The organism is Janthinobacterium tructae (assembly GCF_006517255.1).
Classification (GTDB): domain Bacteria; phylum Pseudomonadota; class Gammaproteobacteria; order Burkholderiales; family Burkholderiaceae_D; genus Janthinobacterium; species Janthinobacterium tructae.
This window is the reverse complement of the sequence record NZ_CP041185.1, coordinates 4,059,730-4,079,054: the sequence shown is the minus strand read 5'-3', so window position 1 is coordinate 4,079,054 and position 19,325 is coordinate 4,059,730. Positions and strand designations below refer to the sequence as shown.

Sequence of the window (19,325 nt, the reverse complement as noted above, 5' to 3'; positions counted from 1 at the left end):
TCATTTTATAAGAAAACGACGGCACGGGTATGCGCTCAAGTCATAAATCGGGCAAGTCAGCCACGCCGGCAAGCCGGCATGGCGCTTAACCGCGCAGCTTGGCGAACGCGGCGGCCATGCTGCCGGCCGGCTCGGGCGCGTTGCGCGACTGTGACTGGTGCTGCGCCAGGCCGCGGCGGTCGTTGCGGTCGCCCTTTTGCTCGGGCTTGCTGCCCGCCTGTGGCGCGCTGTCCGTCAGGCGCATGGTCAGCGCGATGCGTTTGCGCTTTTCATCGACTTCCAGCACTTTCACGCGTACCACTTGTCCCGCCTTGACCACCGTGTGCGGGTCTTTCACAAACGTGTTCGACAGGGCGGAAATGTGCACCAGGCCATCCTGGTGTACGCCGATATCGACGAAGGCGCCAAAGGCGGCCACGTTGGTGACCACGCCTTCTAAAATCATGTCCGGGCGCAAGTCGCGGATTTCTTCCACGCCTTCCTTGAAGGTAGCGGTGGTGAACTCCGGACGCGGGTCGCGGCCCGGTTTTTCCAGTTCCTTCAAAATATCGGTAATGGTCGGCACGCCAAACGTTTCATCGGCGTATTTTGCCGGGCTGAGGGTTTTCAGCAAGGCGGTCTCGCCGATGACGGCCTGGATATCCTTCTTGATGTCGGCCAGGATCTTTTCCACCAGCGGGTACGATTCCGGGTGGACGGCCGAAGCGTCCAGCGGATTGTCGCCACCCATCACGCGCAGGAAGCCGGCCGCCTGTTCAAACGTTTTGTCGCCCAGGCGCGGCACGGCCTTCAAGGCCGCGCGCGAAGTAAAGGCGCCCTTCATGTCGCGGTAGCTGACGATGCTTTGCGCCACGCTGGCCGACAGGCCGGAGACGCGCGCCAGCAGCGGTGCCGAGGCCGTATTCACATCCACGCCGACGGCGTTCACGCAATCTTCCACCACGGCATCGAGCGAGCGGGCCAGCTGGCTTTGGCTCACATCGTGCTGGTACTGGCCCACGCCGATCGATTTCGGATCAATCTTGACCAGTTCGGCCAGCGGGTCTTGCAGGCGGCGCGCGATCGACACGGCGCCGCGCAAGGACACATCCATGTCCGGCAATTCCTTGGAGGCGAATTCGGACGCCGAATATACGGACGCGCCCGCTTCCGAGACGACGATCTTCGTCATCTTCGCTTCCGGGTGCTGCTTGATCAGGTCCTGTGCCAGTTTATCGGTCTCGCGCGAAGCGGTACCGTTGCCGATCGAAATGAGCGACACATTGTGCTTGGCGGCCAGGCGGCCCAGCGTGTGCAAGGAGCCATCCCAGTCGTTTTTCGGCTGGTGCGGGTAGATCACGGCCGTGTCGACGACTTTACCGGTGGCGTCGACCACGGCGACCTTGACGCCCGTGCGCAAGCCGGGATCGAGGCCCATGGTGGCGCGCTGGCCGGCCGGCGCGGCCAGCAGCAGCGCTTTCAGATTGGTGGCGAAGACATTGATGGCGTCCAGTTCCGAGCGTTCACGCAGCGCGCCCATCAGTTCCGTTTCCAGATGCATGAAGCTTTTCACGCGCCAGGTCCAGCGCGCGGTGTCGGCCAGCCACTTGTCGGCCGGACGGCCTTGTTGCTTGATGCCGAAGCGGACGGCGATGCGGCCTTCGCACGGATTGTGCGGCGCATCCCATTTCGGTTTTTCCGCTTCCGTGTCCAGGCGCAGGGTGACGTCGAGAATACCTTCGCGGCGGCCGCGCAGCAGCGCCAGCGCGCGGTGCGATGGCACTGTCGAAATGGTTTCCGAGTAGTCGAAATAATCGGCGAATTTTTCGCCTTCGTCCTGCTTGCCTTCCACCACTTTCGATTCGACGATGCCGTGTTCCTGCACGTATTCGCGCAAGGTTTGCAGCAAGGTTGCGTCTTCGGCGAAACGCTCCATCAGGATCTGGCGCGCGCCGTCGAGGGCTGCCTTGGTGTCCGCCACGCCAGGATTATTCCCGTCGGCACTGGTAAACGCGTCGCGCAGGAACTTGCCCGCTTCCATTTCCGGCGTCAGTTCGGGATTGTCCAGCAAACAGTCGGCCAGCGGCATCAAGCCCGCTTCGATGGCGATCTGCGCCTTCGTGCGGCGCTTCTGCTTGTAGGGCAGGTACAAATCTTCCAGGCGCGTCTTGTCTTCCGCGTGCATGACGGCGTCGAGCAGCTCGGGCGTCATCTTGTTCTGTTCCGTGATCGAGGCCACGATGGCGGCGCGCCGCTCTTCCAGTTCGCGCAGGTAGCGCAGGCGCTCTTCGAGCAGGCGCAGCTGGATATCGTCGAGGCCGCCGGTCGCTTCCTTGCGGTAACGGGCGATGAAGGGCACGGTGGCGCCTTCGTCGAGCAGTTCGATGGCGGCGGCAACCTGCACCGGTTTGGCGGCAAGTTCAAGGGCAAGGCGTTGTTCGATAGTGGGCAGCATGGTTGTTTCCAGAGCGATCAAGCCTGGAATGATACGCAATCGGCGCGATTGCGCAATCTTGACAGCGCAAATGGACTGTGCGTTGACAACAGCGTCAGCGGGCCGGCAGCAGCGGGCTGGCGGGCGCTGGAGCTGGCGGCCTCTGCGGCGTGACGGATTTGCCAAAGGCATTGCCCATGCGGTGTTCGAGGGCGGCGCGGTTGTACAGGCCCAGCTGGTTCGACGGACGCTGCACGGTCGCTTCCGCGCCGGACAGGGTGGGCGGCGGCCGGTTCACGGTGTTGCTGTTGGGTAATAATTTTTCACTCAAGCAAGACATCGATGGCGCGCGCTTGCCGTTCACTTCCACCTCCGCGCAGCCCTTCTCCGGCGCGGCGGCTTTCACGACGACGGTGTGCTCGTCCGCCTGCGCGGCCAGGGCGGCACAGGCCAACAGCAATAGCGATAACAGGCGTGCCATGGCGGCTCCCGGAGCGGTGGAGAAGCGCTCAGCATAGCAAAGTCATATGTCGCAGCGATGACACGCCAGCCCGGTCGCTTTGTGACCAATGTCATGCAGTTGTCATTTTATGAAGCTACCATCCTGCCATTCTGCTTGAACTGGCACAGTCAAGACACTTCATGAGCAGGCTCTCGTTGATTTCCCTGGACAATGACACGAATCCACCGCCGCACCGCAACAGGCAACGCCCTGGCCCTGTCCGCCTGCTTGCTGATGACATTGATGACATTTGTGCGACCGGCTGCCAGTGCGTCCGGCAATGACGCCGGCACGCAGGCCATCGTGCGCTTCGACTTGCCCGCCCAGCCGCTCGATGCGGCCCTGGTGGCGTTTGGCGAAGTGACCGGGTATTCCGTGCTCGTCAGCAGCCAGCTGGCGGCGGGCAGAGTGGCCGCGCCCGTGCGCGGCGACTACACGCCGGCCGAGGCGCTGCAGCGCTTGCTGGCCGGCACGCAGCTGGGCGCGCGCTTCAGCGGCAGCAATGCCTTCACCCTGCTGGCGCTGGCCGACGCTCCCGTGGCACCGGCGCCCGCGCCCGCCGAAGCGGCCCCCGCCACGCCACCGTTGCAGGGCTATGCGGCCATCCTGCAGCGCTCGCTCACGCGCGCCCTGTGCCGGCTGCATCCGGACGCCTTCGGCCGCTACCGGCTGGCCTTCCAGCTGTGGCTCGACGAGCGGGGCAAGGTGCGCGCCGTGCACGTGCTGGAACCGAGCGGCGTGGCGCAGCGCGACCGCGCCGTGCTGCAGCGCCTGCGCAGCCTGCTGATGGATGGTGCGCCGCCGGCGGGCTTGCCGCAGCCGCTGACGATCCTGTTGACGCCGCGGCCCGACCCGGACGCCGATTGCGCGCCGTATCTGCAGCTGGCCGTGGCGCCCTGAGCATGTCGGAATTACTCAAAACCACCTTGCGCAAGCTGTTCCTGGAACGCTACGGACAGTTTCGCCGCCACCTGCAGCGCCGCCTGGGCTCGGAAGACCTGGCCAATGACGCGCTGCATGAAACGTATCTGCGGGTGGAACGGATGAACGCGCCCGAAGCGATCAGCTACCCGTCCGCGTATCTGATGCGCATCGCCATCAATATTGCGGAAGATCAACGCCGCGATAATGCGCGCCTGCTCAGCCTGCCCGATATCGATGAGCTGTACGAGATGGCCGATGAATTGGCCGACCCGGCCCGCACCTTCAGCGCGCGCGCCGAGCTGGAAGAACTGGAACGGGCCTTGCAGGAGTTGCCGAAACGCCGGCGCGCCATCGTCATCGCCGCCCGCGTCGACCAGTTGCCGCACCGCGATATCGCCGAGCGCTTCGGCATTTCCGCCCGCACGGTAGAGAAAGAATTGCGCGCCGGCCTGGAACATTGTTGTGAGCGCATGGGGCGCGATTTCATTCAGCGCTTCGGTCCCGGCGCGGGAAAAACGTCTAAACATCATGATTGAACAAGCGGAAGACGACATGAGTGTCATCCAGAAGGAAGCGCAGGCGTGGGTCGTGCGCCTGGCCTCGGGCCAGGTCAGCGAGCGCGATGCGCAAGTGTTTCGCCACTGGTGCGCGCGCAGCCGCAAGCATGCCAACGCGTTTGCCGAGGCACGCGCCGTGTGGGGTGCGATGGCGCCGGCCGCGCGCGCCGTCAAGCGGGCGCAGCGGCCCGTGAACACGGCGCGGCGCGCCTGGATCGGTGGCGCCGTGGCCGCCTCGCTGGGCTTGCTGGTGCTGCGTCCACCGACGGACCTGTGGCCGGCCGTGGCGGGCCTGGGCGCCGATTACGCCACGGGCACGGGCGAGCAGCGCGAAGTGGCGCTCGACGGCGGCGTGCTGGTGCAGATGAATACGCAGACGCGCCTCGATGCGGCGCCCGTGCAGGACGGCGCCGCGGCGCTGGTGCTGCTGGCGGGCGAGGCGGAATTCCAGGCCGGCCTGCGCGGCGCGGCGCGGGTGCGCGTGCAGGCCGGCGACGGCACGGTGTCGGCCGGCAGCGCGCGCTTCAATATCCGCCTGTTCGGCCAGGAAGTGTGCGTGACGTGTCTGGCGGGCCGCCTGCGCGTGGCGCAGGCCGGCAACGATGCGGAGCTGGCGGCGGGCCAGCAGCTGCGCTACCGGCCCGAGCATTTCGGCATCGCGCGCGCGGTGGCCAAAGGCGACGTCAGCGCGTGGCGCCAGCGCTTGCTGGTGTTCAAGCAAAGCACCTTGGCCGAGGTGGTGGACGAGGTGAACCGCTACCGTCCCGGCAAGCTGATCCTCAATGGCGACGCCTTGAAACAAACCCGCGTGCAAGCGAGCTTTTCGCTCGACCGCCTCGACGACGTGATCGCCCTGATCCAGGATGCGTATGGCGCGCGTGTGACGCGGCTGCCGGGCGGCATCGTGCTGTTTGGCTGAGCTCCATGGCGGGGCGCCAAGGCGGCGCGCCAATTATGACATTTTCATGACCTTTTGCAGTCCCGGACCTTGTTCCCTGTCAATGCTGCTGGAAGCCGCGAATCAGTGCCTGCCGCCCGCCCCGTGCGTGCCGCGTGCCCTTTCGCGATATCGGTCAGCAACGGAACATGAAAAGGGAATGTCGCCATGCAGCGAAGCAAGTCGGTCACGAAACACGCATCCTCCTCCGCCATGGCGGGCAACCGGACCGGGCGCCCGGTGCGCTTGAAACCGCTGGCGCTGGCCATCGCCATGCTGCTGCAGGCCGGTGGCGCACAGGCGCAGCAGCCGTTCAGCGGCGCCTGGTTCGCCGGCAAGGGTGCGCAGCAGGGCACGGCTGCGGCCACGGGACGCTTGCCGAATGGCCAGCCGGCAACCTCGCTGAACAATCCTTTGCTGCAGCAGCAAAAGGCCGAAGGCAAGCTGCAGCAATCGCTGAACAACTTGCTGCTGGCCGCGCGCGGCATCGCCGCCGAGCAGGCGGCGCAGGCGGCCGCGCGCCAGGCGGCGCTGGCGGCGGGCGGCGCCCCCGACGGCCTGGTCAAGGGCGGCTTGCAGGTCGACAGCAACAGCCTGACGGCCGGCTGGCTCAATGCCCAAGGGCCCGTGCAAACCCAGGCTGACGGCAAGACCGTCGTGAAGGTGGTGCAGACGGATGACAAGGCGATCCTGAACTGGGAAAGCTTTAACGTCGGCAAGAACACTACCCTGCAATTCGACCAGAAATCGCACTGGTCCGTATTGAACCGCGTGAATGATCCGCTGGCGCGCCCCAGCCAGATCCAGGGCCAGATCAAGGCCGACGGCACGGTGATGATCGTCAATCGCAACGGCATCGTGTTTACGGGCAGCAGCCAGGTCGATACGCGCAATCTGGCTGCCGCCGCCATGGGCATGAGCGACAGCCAGTTCAATAGCGGCCTGTACGGCAAGGCGCAGGGCACGGGCGCCGTGCCGACCTTCGCGAATGACTTGCTGCTGGGCCAGAATACCTACACGCACGGCAAGGCCGAGGCCGATGTCGTCGTCGCCGCCGGCGCGCGCATTGACACGCGCAAGCCGCAGACGGTGACCGAGGGCGGCGGCTATGTGCTGCTGGCCGGCCGCAGCGTTGACAACGCGGGCGCCATCACCACGCCGAATGGCCAGACCACCCTGGCGGCCGGCGACGCCATCGTCGTACGCCCGGGCCAGGGGTCGGACAAGAACCAGTTTTCTAGCACGCGCGGCAATGAAGTCGAGATGCTGCGCGTGGCCGGCAGCGGCGCCGGTGCCGTCGTCAACAACGGCGTGATCCAGGCGGCGACAGGCGACATCACGCTGAGCGGCAATAGCGTGCGCCAGGATGGCGTGCTGTTGTCGAGTACGACCGTCAATGGCCGTGGCAGCATCCACCTGGCGGCGGCAGGCGAGAACGCCGGCGTCACCCTGGCGCGCGGCAGCGTCAGCGCCGTTGTCATCGATGACAACGGCGCCACGGCGCTGGACGTACAGCGCGATACCTTGCTGAAAGACACGGGCAAAGGAACGGACACGCCGCAGGACCGGCGCGACCAGTCGCTGGTGCGCATCGTTTCCGCCGGCAACGTGGAGTTCGAGGGCGACTCGCTGACCCTGGCCACGGGCGGCCAGGTGCTGGTCGATGCGGCCCGCCGCAGCCACGTGGCGCGCGACGCCGCCATCGACGTCTCCGGTGCCGTCGGCGTGAAGGTCGACATGAGCAGCAACAATGTGCTGATCAACGTGCAAGGCAACGAGCAGCGCGACGCGCCCGGCAGCCGCGATGCCAAGTATCTCAACAACAGCGATGTGTGGGTCGACCGGCGCGACCTGGTGCTGGTACCGGCCGGCACGAATGGCTACGCCACGGACCGCTGGTACACGGCCGGCGGCTTGCTGGAAGTGAGCGGCTACCTCAACACCAGTGGCCACGGCATCGGCGAGTGGGCGGCCCAGGGCGGCACCGTCGGCTTTGGCGGCGGCGAAGTGGTGACGCAGGCCGGTTCGCGCATCAACATCGCCGGCGGTTCGCTGGACGTGCAGACGGGCATGGTCAAGCAGACGTGGCTGAAGGGGGCCTATGGCGCGATGTTCAAGCTGAGCACGGCCCCCGGCGACAACCTGTACACGGGCTTGTACCGCGGCTATGAAAGCACGCATGCGCGCTGGGGCGCGAACACGACGGAAACCCATGCGAATGCCTTGATCGGCCCGCGCGAGCGCCTGGAAAACGGCTATACGGTGGGCCGCGATGCGGGCCGCCTGATCGTTTCCACGGGCGCGGCCGTGCTGGAAGGCGATATCGATACCTCCGCGTTCCAGGGCGAGCGCCAGCAGCGCAAGCGCGATGACGGCATGGACAGCTACAAGCAGGCGCAGACGTCGGCAGCGCGCGCCGGTCAATTGATCGTCGGAAAAATGACGCCCGTCTTCGATACGAAGGCGGGCCAGCTGCGCGACAGCCCGCAAGCCGTGCTGGAGAACGTGCAAATCGGCAAGGTGGCCGGCATCGCCGATGGCCAGCTGCTGGGCGATGCCTTGCCGGCCGCGCGCAGCAAAGCCTTGCAGCTCGACGCGGACTGGCTCAACGGACTGGAGCTGGGCGCACTGAATATCTATGCCTACGACAAGCTCGACGTCAATGCGGATGTGCGCGTGGCCGATGGCGGCGACATCGCCCTGCACGCCACCGATGTCGCGATCAAGGCCAATGTGAGCGCGCGCAGCGGCAGCATCGCCGCCGGCAACATGGTGTCGCGCTATCTGGCGAACATGGGCGCCGTGTGGCTCGATGCGCCCGTGTCGCCGGAAGGGCGTCCCACGGGCCCGGCCGGCGTGCGCGTGGCGCCCGGCGTGCGCCTCGATGCGCGCGGCCTGTGGAGCAACCTGGAACTCGATCCGGGCGCCGTCGCCGGTTTGCCGTATATCCATGGCGGCAAGGTGACCCTGAAGAGCTCCGGCGGCATCGAGCTGGCTGGCGGCAGCGTCATCGACGTCTCGTCCGGCGCCGCCCTGATGAGCAACAGCAGCCTGCAGGGCGGCCGTGGCGGCGACATCACCCTGGCGGTCGACTTGCCGCGCGAAAAAGCTTCCACCGGCGCCTTGCTCAAGCTCGACGGCGAGTTGCGCGGCCATGGCGTGAAGGGCGGCGGGCGCCTCGTGATCGATAGCGGCACGGCTGTCAGCATCGGCGGCAAACTGCTCGAAGGCGATGTGCTGCCAGCGGGCAGCAGCGCCCCCGTCGGCCTGCGCCTGAGCGATGAATTTTTGATTGCCAAGGGCGAGAAGGTTCCCTTTGATTTCGCCATCATCACCAGCCTGATCAAGCCGGGCCAGACCCTGGCCAAGCCCGTGACGGCGGATGTGTCGACGCTGAAACCGCTGGTGCTGGGGGCCGACTTGCTGGTACCGCAGGGCGCGAACTTCTTCATCGATGGCACGAGGTATGTCCAGGGTGGTTCCATCGCGCCCGCCGGCAGCGTGGTAACGGCCATCAACGGTCTCAATGCGGGATTCGTGGTCTCGGCGGCGGTTTTTCCGAACGGCTTGCCCATCCTGCCGCTGACGACCCGGTATGCGGCCGGCAGCATCGCCGCCGACGACGTGCGCACGCCGCGCGGCGTGCTGCTGCCGACTGGCACCATGCTGGGACGCGACGTTGCCGTGCAGCCCATGCCGGCGCTGGGCGCCAGCCTGTTCCAGAGCGGCTTTGCCGATTACGCTGTCACGGGCCGCGACGGCGTCGTGGTGGTCAAGGATGCGCAGATCGATGTGCGGATGCCCGTGCTGCGCTTCAATCCCGCCACCGGCCACACGGTAGCGGGCGGCACCGATCCTGGCGCCGCGCTGGAAGTGTGGACGCCAGAGCTGTATCAGGAAGATGCGCGCAAGGGCCGCCTGACGCAGCGCGCCGGCGCCGACCTGACGCTGTCGGCCGGCAGTCCGAACGTGAAGGGGGGACTGGTGGTGGCAGAGGGCGCCGTCGTCACGGTCGATCCGGGCCGTCAGATCAGCCTGACAGGCAATGGCCAGATGAGTATCGATGGCCGGCTCGACGCCTGGGGCGGCAAGATCGCCATCCTGCCGGGCAGCTTTGGCACGGGCAGCGATATGGATGTGCCGAACGGCAAGGGGCAAGCCACCTCGATCTGGATCGGCGAACACGCCGTGCTCGACGTCGCCGGCCGCGCCACTGTGGCCACCGACATGCGCGGTGGCCGCTATGGCCGCGCCGACAAGGGCGGCAGCATCGAAATCGGCGCCCGCTACAAGGCCGATGCCGCCAGCGTCGATGCGGCCGATGCCTTTGTCGTGGTGCGCCCGGGCGCACTGCTCGACGCCAGCGGCGCGCAAGCCACGCTGGACTTGCCGAACCAGGGCGCCGTCAACGTGGCCGGCAGCGGCGGTTTGATTGCGCTCAGTTCCTACAACGGCATCTTTGCCGACGGCACCATGCGCGCGGCGGCCGGTGGCGCTGGGGCGGCAGGCGGCACCTTGGCGATGGCGCTGGACACGCCCAATTACGGCCAGGTGGACCGCCAGACGCTGCAAGGCGCCACCGTCGACAATGTGGTGCGGGTGCCGCGCGAATTCGTGCTGGCCCAGGTGCAGGGCGACAGCGTCTTGCCGGCCGACCTGCGCGCGGGCCAGCACGATGACGCCTTGCGCTACGGCAGTGCGCGCCTGGGTGCCGACCGCGTGCAGGCCGGCGGCTTCGATAACCTGGCCATGCATGTCAACGGCATGCTCAGCATGGATGGCGACGTCAAGCTGACGCTGGGCCAGAGCCTGCGCCTGAGCGCCAGTTCGCTGGGGCTGGAGCAGCAAATGCAGTCGGATGCGGCCGGCCGGGACAAGTTGCAAAGTCTTGCCAGCCAGGTGCACCTGGCGGCGCCGTATGTGCGCCTGGGTACGGCCGTGCGCGGACAGAAGGATAATTACATCGTGCCCAATGCCGTGAAAGGCTCGAAAAACTCGGGCAAGGGGCGCGGCATGCTGGGCGTGCCGCTGGTGGCCGACGGCTCCCTGCTGCAGATCGATGCGGGCATGCTCGATCTCGCGGGCGAGGTCAATATGGGCACGCGCGGCGAGATCGTGCAGAGCAGCGGCAAGCCGCTGGCCGTCGAACGCTATGCCTTCGAGCAACTGACCCTGAACAGCCGCGGCGACTTGCGCATGTCGAACAACGCCGCCCTGTATCAGCCGGGCAATGCCACCCTGGCCGCCGCGCAGATTTATCCTGCCACGGGCGACAGTGGCATGGTCACCGTGGGCCAGAGCAGCCGGGTCGACGAGTTCGGCAATATCCGCGTCACGCTCGATCCCTTGCGCACGCTGAATATCGAGCGCAGCGCCGGCAGCGCCACGCCGAACCAGCCGTTTTCCGTGTTTGGCAGCCTGAACCTGATTGCGCCCACCATCAAGCAGCATGGCGTGCTGCGCGCGCCGCTGGGCCAGATCACCCTGGGCGCCGAAGGCTATGAAGCCTACACGGGCCATGTCAAGCTGTTGCCGGGCAGCCTGACGTCGGTCAGCGCGAAAGGCTTGACGATGCCATACGGCGGCACGCTCGATGGCCTCAGCTACCTGTATGACGGCAACGATGTCGTCTTCAATGGCGTGGGCAATGGCCCCGAGATCGCCTTGACGGGCGCCGCCGTCGATGTGCAAGCCGGCGCCGTGCTCGACCTGTCGGGCGGCGGCACCTTGACGGGCGCGGCCTTCCTGGCCGGGCGCGGCGGCTCCACCGATGCGCGCCTCAATCCGCTGGTGCAGATGAAGCCGAATGGCGGTTTTACCTTGCCTGGCCTGAATACCAATCCCGTCTACGCCATCATTCCCGGCGTGCAGCCGGACGTGGCGCCGTTGATGGCAGAGCAAGGCGCGGGCAAGCCGGCCGTGGGGCGCCAGATCACCATAGCCGCTGGCGTGCCCGGCCTTGCTGCCGGCACCTACACCCTGCTGCCATCGCATTTCGCCTTGCTGCCGGGCGCCTTCCGCGTGGAATTGAATAGCCTGGCCGGCGCCGTCGAGGCGGGCAGCACGGTGGCCATGCGCAATGGTTCGTATGCCACGGCGGCGCAGACGGGCATCGCCGGCACGGCCATCCGCGACGCCGTGCCCGGGCAGGCCATCCTGACGCCGGCCGACGTGCTGCGCAGCTATTCGCAATACAATGAAACGGGCTATGCCGCCTTTGCCATGGCGCAGGCCACGCGCGACGGCGTGCCGCGCGCCATGCTGGAACGCGACGCCAAGGCCGTGCGCGTACAGCTGATCGCCCCGTCCCTGCACAGCGTCGAGGAGAACCACACGCCATTGATGATGGATGGCAGCGCCCTGTACGCGCCGGCCGAGGGTGGCTTTGGCGGTTCCCTGCTGCTGGGCACGGGGCGCCATGCGTCGACCCGCTACGAGGTGCTGGCCGACGGCACGGCGCCGCTGGCAAACTTCGATGGCGTCTCCGTGCACGCTTCGCAGATCAACGCCTTTGGCGCCCAGCGCCTGGGCATCGGCGGCTTGCCGCGCGTCACCTACAGCGATATCGGTACGGGCAGCAACCAGCGCGCCAATATCGCCGCCATCAACGAATCTGCGGGCGGCATCGTGCTGCGCGACGGCGCCGTGCTGAAGGCGGCCGAGGTGTTCCTGGTGACCACGAAAACCACCGATGGCATCTTTCTCGAGCAGGGATCGGGCATCAATACGCTGGGCCGCGGCAAGGCGGCCTGGGATTCGCGCGATGGCTATGTGTACCAGCCGATGGGCAGTGTGCTGGCCGTTTCGAACGGCTGGCTGGACATGCTGCCGGCCGTGCGTACGCCGTCCGATTCGGATGGTCCCGGCATCATCGACATCGGCGCGTGCGCGAAGACGATAGGCGCCTGCGGCGGCACGACCTCGTTGTATTCGGAAGGCACCATCGCCGCCGTGACGGAGCGCGCCTTTACCCTGCGCGACAACGTGCGCTACGGCACGCGCAACCTGGTGCTGGCGATGGGGGCGATCAATATCGGCAGCGAAGCTGCGCTGGCGGACGCCAGTGTCCGCGGCGCCCTGCCGGACGGCCTGGCGCTGAACCAGGGCGTGCTCGACCGCCTGCTGCGCGGCGACACCAGCACGGGCGCACCGGCGCTGGAAAGCCTGGGCTTGACGGCGCGCAACTCCTTCAACTTCTATGACTCTGCGCAGCTGTCGACCATCGACGCGACCACGGGCAAGTCCTCGCTGTCGCGCCTGGTGCTCAATACGCCCGCCATCTACGGTTATGGCGGCACGGACGCGCTGGCGCGCATCCATACTGACACCCTGGTGTGGCAGGGCGCGACGAATGCGCCCGGCGCCGTCGTCGCGGCTGGCCCCGGCACGGGCAGCGGCCGCCTGCAGGTCGATGCCAGGCGCATCGAGTTCGGTTTCACGCCGGACCGCCGTCCCGACACCATCCATAAGCTGGACCGTTTGATACTGGGCTTCGGCCAGGTGGCACTGAATGCCAGCGAGCAAGTCACCGCCAACAACAAGGGCAGCCTGTCCGTCTACCAGTCGCAGGGCGCCTGGGATACGGCCATCAACGGCTACCGCTACAGCGGTGGCAATGTGCTGATCAATACGCCGCTGCTGACGGGCGCGGCCGGCTCCGTCAACCGCATCACGGCGGGCGGCGAGCTGAAGGTGAGCGCGCCGGCAGGCGCAGCCGCCGCCACGCCGACGAATGCAGTGCTGGCCGGCGCCCTGGGCGCCGAAGTGGCGCTGAGCGGCAACAGCGTCAGCGTGGATACGTCGGTGGTCTTGCCGAGCGGAAAATTGACCCTGTCGGCCGAGCGCGATGTGTTGCTGGGCGACAGGGCCAAGCTGGACCTGGCGGGCCGCAAGATCGATTTCTACGACACCAGCAAGTACAGCTGGGGTGGCGACGTGATCCTCGATAGCCGCGAAGGCGATGTGCACCAGGCGGCCGCCTCCGTGATCGACCTGTCGGCCGTGAACAACCGTGCCGGCAAGCTGGCCGTGATCGCCACGGGCGAGGCGGCGGGCACGGCCGACTTGCGCGGAACTCTGCTGGGCGGCGCCAGCGGCAGCTATGACGCGGGCGGCACGCAGGTAGCCTACGCGGCTGGCGGCGTGGAGATCCGCGCCCAGCATCTCGGCGACTTTGCCGGCCTGAACCAGCGCCTGAACACGGGTAAGGTATTCGGCAGCCGCAGCTTCCAGCTCAAGCAGGGTAATTTGACCATCGGCGACGAGCTCAAGGCGCGCGAAGTGAGCGTGTCCGTCGACGGCGGCAACCTGACGGTGAACGGGCGCATCGACGCCAGCGGCGAGCAGGTGGGCAGCATCCGCCTGGCCGGCCGCGACGGCGTCACCATCCAGTCCGGCGCCGTGCTCGACGCGCATGGCACGCTGCTGCGCACGGACAGCTATGGCCAGGTGATCGAGGCGCCGAACCGCGCCGTGATCGAACTGGCGTCGCCTGGAGGCCGCCTGACCCTGGAAAATGGCGCGCGGATGGACCTGCGCAGCGGAGACAAGGGCGGCAACTATGGCAGCATCGACCTGAACGCGCGCCGCCTGGGCGGCGCCACGGGCGACGATATCGACATCGATGCGGCTGGCACACTGAACATTGCCGGCGCGCGCAACATCAACGTCAACGCCTTCTGGCAATACAAGGATGCGCCCGCCGGCACGGGCAAGGATGCGGATGGCCGCAGCTATCAGAGCATCACCCAGGCTTACCTGGATGGCAAGCACGGGGACAGCCAGGCCTTCATGGTCAATGCGCTGGCGAACGGCAACTTGATGAACAGCAAACTGCGCGGCTTGCGCGGTGACGCCAACGCCTTCCATCTGCGCCCCGGCGTCGAGATCGTCAGTGCCACGCCGGGCGGCGACCTGCATATCGATGGCGACATCGACCTGTCCGGCCACCGTTATGACGGCGTCAATCCGCTGGCGCGCCTGAGCGGCGTGTACGGTTCGGGCGAGGCGGGCGCGCTGGTGCTGCGCGCCGGTGGCAAGCTCAGCGTCTTTGGCAGTATCACGGATGGCTTCGATACTCGCAGCTTGCCGGTCACGTCGGACGACAAGGGCTGGCAACTGGTAAAGGGCCGCTTGCCGTGGGGCGGCGAGGTCGTCGTGCCGCAAGCGGGCCTGGTGACCCTGGCGGAAGACACGTATTTCAAATCGGGCACGAGCGTCAATTTCGCCGTACCGATGAAAGCCATGCAGTTGCGCGGCGGCACCTTGCTGGCGGCGCAGGCCACCTTGACGGACGAGTTGAACTTGCCAGCTGGCAGCGTGCTGGGCGGCGCCGTGCGCAATGCCGATGGCAGCGTGCTGTACCCGGCCGGCAGCGTCTTGCCGAAGGCGCTGACCTTGTCGAGCGGCATGCAGCTCGATCCCGGCCTGCGCCTGCCCGGCGCGGCCAGGGTGGCGGCCATGGTGTGGCCGGCGAATGTCGCCTTGCCCTTCCCGGAAGGCAAGCCCATGGACACGGGCGATAGCGTCAACTTTGTCAACGGCGTGGTGCTGGCCTCGGCGCTGGCGCTGGACAAGGGCAGCGTGCTGCCCGCCGGCACCGTGGTCAGGCTGCCGGGCGACGTCACCATGGTGTCGCTGCGCAGCGCGGATGGCAGCGGCAGCCAGGGCCGCAACCTGGCGCTGGCGCCCATGCTGGCCCAGGGTTCGCAAGCGTGGTCGCTGCGACTGGTGGGCGGCGCCGATACGGCGGCGGCGGACACGCGCGCGCTGCGCCCGCATGCGAAGGACGCCCATCTGATGCTGGCCGATGCGCATTACGGCATGGCCAATGCCCGCGAGCTGGTTCCAGGCACCGGCTTACCCGCACAGTATGTATGGGGCGACGATGCCGGCCTGCTTGGCGAGATACCTGGCATGCCGATCGACCTGGCCAACTTTGCCAGTGAAGAAGTGCTGCTTGGCTTCAATGAATATGGCGCAATCGTGGTCAAGATTGCCGATGGCACGGCGCCTCAATACGTGCACGTGACCGCGCCGGCGCGCCAGGCCCTGTTCAGCGTGCTGCGCACGGGCGCGGGCGACCTCGATTTGCTCGCCGCGGGCGACTTCGACATGCATACGCTGTATGGCGTCTACACGGCGGGCACGCAGTCGGCCTCGCCGCTGGTGGGCGGCAAGGACCTGTTCAATCTGCCGCGCGCGCGGACCGTCAAGGGCCAGCTGCTGGGGACGGACGGCGATGCTTTCATCCCGTTCGTCGACGGCGGCAGCCAGAGCCTGTACCGGGCCTGGTATCCCGAGCATGGCGGCAACCTGCTGCTGCGCGCCCAAGGCGACGTCAAGGGCGATACGCTGGCCGCTTCCATCAGCCGGCGCGAAGACGCGATCGGCTGGCTGCGTCCACAGCAGGACACCAGCGACATCGGCACCTGGCTGTGGCGCCAGGGCAGCGGCAGCACCGGTGGCGGCGTGCCGACGGCATGGTGGATCAACTTCGGTACCTATGTTCCGGGCACCGAAGGGCCGGACCTGTATTCGGGCATGCCTTTCCTGTCGGGTTTTACGGGCATCGGCACCCTGGGTGGCGGCAATCTGCTGCTGCAGGCGGGCGGCGACGCCGGCATGCTGGCCTCTCGCGCCGATCCGGGCGGCGAGTTCGCGCCGCGCAGCCAGGGCCTGAATGTGGCCGTGGGCAGCACGGGCAGGGTGACGCCGGACGGCAAGCTGCTGCTGACGGGCGGCGGCGATCTCGATATCCGCATCGGCGGCGGGCTGAACCCTGTGGCCGAGGTGCGCAGCTTCGACAGTAACAGCGACCGGCCGAACCCGAACACGCGTTTCGAACGCCAGGTGCCTGGCCTGAACAGCACGCTGACCAACCTGCGCGGCGCGCTGCGCCTGGAGGCGGGCGCCGTGGGCGGCATCGAATTGCGCTTCGACCGCGCCGATCCGAAGGAATCGCGGCCGTATGAAACCTACACGGCGGGCACGGCGATCGCCAGCGGCGGGCCTATCCTGGTGCCGGGCGACAGCGGCGTGCGCATCGATGCGCGCGGCGACCTGGTGCTGGGCGGCACGACCGATGCGGGCCGCGTGAAGCAGCTGACCAACGGCACGCCGTTCAACTACCAGGGCGTGGAGCGCAAGGGCGAGGGCTGGAGCTGGTTCTCGCTGTGGACGCCGGCCACGGCCATCGACCTGTTCAGCGCGGGCGGCAACCTGACGCCCACCTCGTCCTGGATCAACGCGACGGCCGGCGACAACCACGCGCCGTCGGACGGGCGCTTCGTCATGCCGTCCGTGCTGCGCGCCGTGGCCGCCAGCGGCAGCTTGTACTACGGCAATGCCAGCCTGGGTAGGCTGGGTGATGGCGGCAAGGTCGACATGCCGCAAAACGGCGTGATCCTGGCGCCGTCGCCGGTGGCGCCCCAATTTGTCAGGACGGGCACGGGCCAGCTGGAAATGCTGGCCGCCGACTCCATCCATGCGGCCGGCTATCCGATCACGCAGTCGGGCGCCGATCCGCGACTCTTGCCGAGCCCGTTCAATCCCGGTTTCGTCGGCGCCTCGGAGCCGGTGTGGTTCGGCCACTTGCCGCTGCATAACGTCAGCCAGGAGGCGCTGGCGCCTTCAGCGCTGAAATTGCTGGGGGCGACCAGCAACGGCGCCAGCGGTGCGCAGCAGACGTATCCGCTGTTCAGCATGACCCCGCCGACGGTCTCCGATTATGTGCCGGCGGGCCAGGTGCCCGCGCACTTCTATGCCAACAGCGGCGACATCGTGGGCTTGCGCACGGGCGGTATCGTGTACCGGGGCAACCTGAAAGGCGTCAGCGGCGCACTGGGCCTGTGGTACGAGGGCAGTGGGGCCGTGGCCGTGCGGGCCGGGCGCGACATCGTCAATTCCGGCACGCCGCTCGGCACTGTCGAGAACGTGCCGGACGGCGCGGCGGGATGGACCGGCCAGCCCTTTGCCAACAGTCCTGAACTGCCGGAAAAGCCGATCGTCTTCGGCAGCTCGTCCGCGCGCGGCAACTTGTTCGTACACCGTAATGCCGCCGACGTTTCCGTCGTCAGCGCCGGGCGCGATATCCGCTACAGCACCTTCTATGTGGCGGGACCGGGCCAGCTCAATGTGAGCGCCGGGCGCGACCTGTACATGGCCGACAAGGCGGAATTGCGCAGCCTCGGTTCCATCGTCAGTACCGGCGAACGCGGCAACGGTGCCGGCATCAGCGTGGCCGCCGGCGTGGGCCGCAATGGTCCCGACTATGCGGCCTTCGCGGCGCGCTACCTGGACCCGGCCAAGCTGGCCGACCCAGGCCAGCCACTGGCCGACCAGGCCGGCAGCGCCGTGTACGTCTACGGAGGCAAGCTGACCCTGGCCGACTGGCTGCGCGGCCAGTTCGGCTACAAAGGCGACGAAGCGGGGGCTTCCGCCTTCCTCGGCACGAAGCAGGCGGACCTGGAAAAGGCCGGCCAGCAGACGGGCGGCGTGCGGCGCGACCTGGCGCGCGAATATGCACTGGTCAGTCAGTTGCACCTGGTGAACTGGCTGACGACGCGCTTTGGCGGCGACAGCGGCCTGGGCATCCGCTATGACCCGGCCACCGATGCGCGCAGCTTCTTTGCCGCCTTGCCGAAGGAACAGCAGCAGGTGTACCTGAGCAATGTCTACTTTGCCGAGCTGAAGGCGGCCGGGCGCGAATACAGCGATCCGGACGGCATGCGCCGCGGCAGCTACCTGCGCGGCCGGGAGGCCATCGCCACCCTGTTCCCATCGCAGGACAAGGCGGGCAAGAAGATCGATTACCAGGGCGACCTGACGATGTTCAGCAGCGCGCTGTATACGGTCGATGACTACGGGGGCATTTACACCAAGCGGCCGCTGGCGGGCGTGCGCTACCTGAGCCCGCAGGAGTGGGCCGAGGCGGGGCGTCCATCGATGGACGTGCCGCACGTGATCGTCAACGATGCGGGCATCCACACGGATTTTGGCGGCGATATCGGCATCACGGTGCCGGGCGGGCGCGCGCTGATCGGCGTCGATGGCGGCTATGCGCCGGGCGAAGGCTCGGGCGTGCTGACGCAGGGGGAAGGCGAGATTCAGATGTATGCGCAAGACAGCATCCTGCTGGGCCAGAGCCGCATCTTCACCACGTTCGGCGGCAACATCCTGGCCTGGTCGGCCACGGGCGACATCAATGCGGGCCGCGGCACCAAGTCCACCGTCGTCTACACGCCGCAGCGCCGCACCTACGACAGCATCGGCCTGGTCAGCCTCTCGCCGAGCACGCCGAGCACGGGCGCCGGCATCGCCACCCTGAACCCGATCCCGGAGGTGCCGCCTGGCGACATCGACCTGATCGCCCCGCTGGGCAGCATCGACGCCGGCGAGGCGGGCATCCGCGTTTCGGGCAACGTCAACCTGGCCGCGCTGCAGGTGGTGAATGCGGAAAACATCCAGGTGCAGGGCAAGTCGACGGGCATGCCGGTCATTGCCGCAGTGAACGTGGGTGCGCTCAGCAATGCCAGCGCGGCCGCCTCGCAAGCCGTGACGGCGGCGCAGGACGTGCTGCAGCGCGAACGGGCCGCCACGCGCCAGGCGCAGCCTTCGCTGTTCACCGTGAAGGTGCTGGGCTTTGGCAACGAGCAGGCGGACGAGGGCGGTGTCGGCAAGCACCAGGGCGGTGAGCCGCAGGCGTCCAGCTACCAGCCGGCCGGCGTGGTGCAGGTGCTGGGTGCGGGACCGTTGACGGCGCCGCAGTTGCAGGCGCTCACGCCGAACGAGCGTCGCGGCTTGCAGCCGTGACCGCTGTACGCGCTTGACGGCAGGCCATTCCGGCTGCGGCGCCAGCGTCGTGGCCGGAGTTTTATGAACATTTGATGACAAACGTCAGTTCGTGCGTGCGGCGTTCGTCTAGGTACTGTCTTGCCGAGCATAGCGTTCGGCGCCGCGATACCGGGTAGGGCAACCGTTTGATTTTGAGGT

General features: G+C 67.3%; 6 protein-coding genes. 4 read left to right on the top strand and 2 right to left on the bottom strand.

Going from position 1 to position 19,325, the window contains the following annotated elements; all coding sequences use genetic code 11:
• Positions 1 to 85: 85 nt before the first annotated feature.
• On the bottom strand, positions 86 to 2,434 hold the full coding sequence (locus FJQ89_RS17810) for a Tex family protein (protein WP_141171128.1): 2,349 nt from the start codon (positions 2,432 to 2,434) through the stop codon (positions 86 to 88).
• Positions 2,435 to 2,528: 94 nt separating this feature from the next.
• Entirely contained in the window at positions 2,529 to 2,894 is a 366-nt protein-coding gene (locus FJQ89_RS17805) for a hypothetical protein (protein WP_141171127.1), read from the bottom strand.
• 264 nt (positions 2,895 to 3,158) lie between these two features.
• Here FJQ89_RS17805 and FJQ89_RS17800 point away from each other — a divergent pair, with 264 nt between their 5' ends.
• The 4 genes from FJQ89_RS17800 (at position 3,159) to FJQ89_RS17785 (ending at position 19,145) form a co-directional block, all read left to right on the top strand.
• Positions 3,159 to 3,815, top strand: a complete 657-nt coding sequence (locus FJQ89_RS17800) for a secretin and TonB N-terminal domain-containing protein (RefSeq protein WP_168208479.1) — start codon at positions 3,159 to 3,161, stop codon at positions 3,813 to 3,815.
• A gap of 2 nt (positions 3,816 to 3,817) precedes the next feature.
• Positions 3,818 to 4,375, top strand: coding sequence for an RNA polymerase sigma factor (locus tag FJQ89_RS17795; protein WP_141171125.1), 558 nt, complete (start codon positions 3,818 to 3,820; stop codon positions 4,373 to 4,375).
• Positions 4,368 to 5,315, top strand: a complete 948-nt coding sequence (locus FJQ89_RS17790) for a FecR family protein (RefSeq protein ID WP_141171124.1) — start codon at positions 4,368 to 4,370, stop codon at positions 5,313 to 5,315. The genes FJQ89_RS17795 and FJQ89_RS17790 overlap by 8 nt, the downstream gene beginning before the upstream one ends.
• 186 nt (positions 5,316 to 5,501) lie before the next feature.
• On the top strand, positions 5,502 to 19,145 hold the full coding sequence (locus tag FJQ89_RS17785) for a filamentous haemagglutinin family protein (RefSeq protein WP_141171123.1): 13,644 nt from the start codon (positions 5,502 to 5,504) through the stop codon (positions 19,143 to 19,145).
• The last annotated feature ends 180 nt before the right edge of the window (positions 19,146 to 19,325 follow it).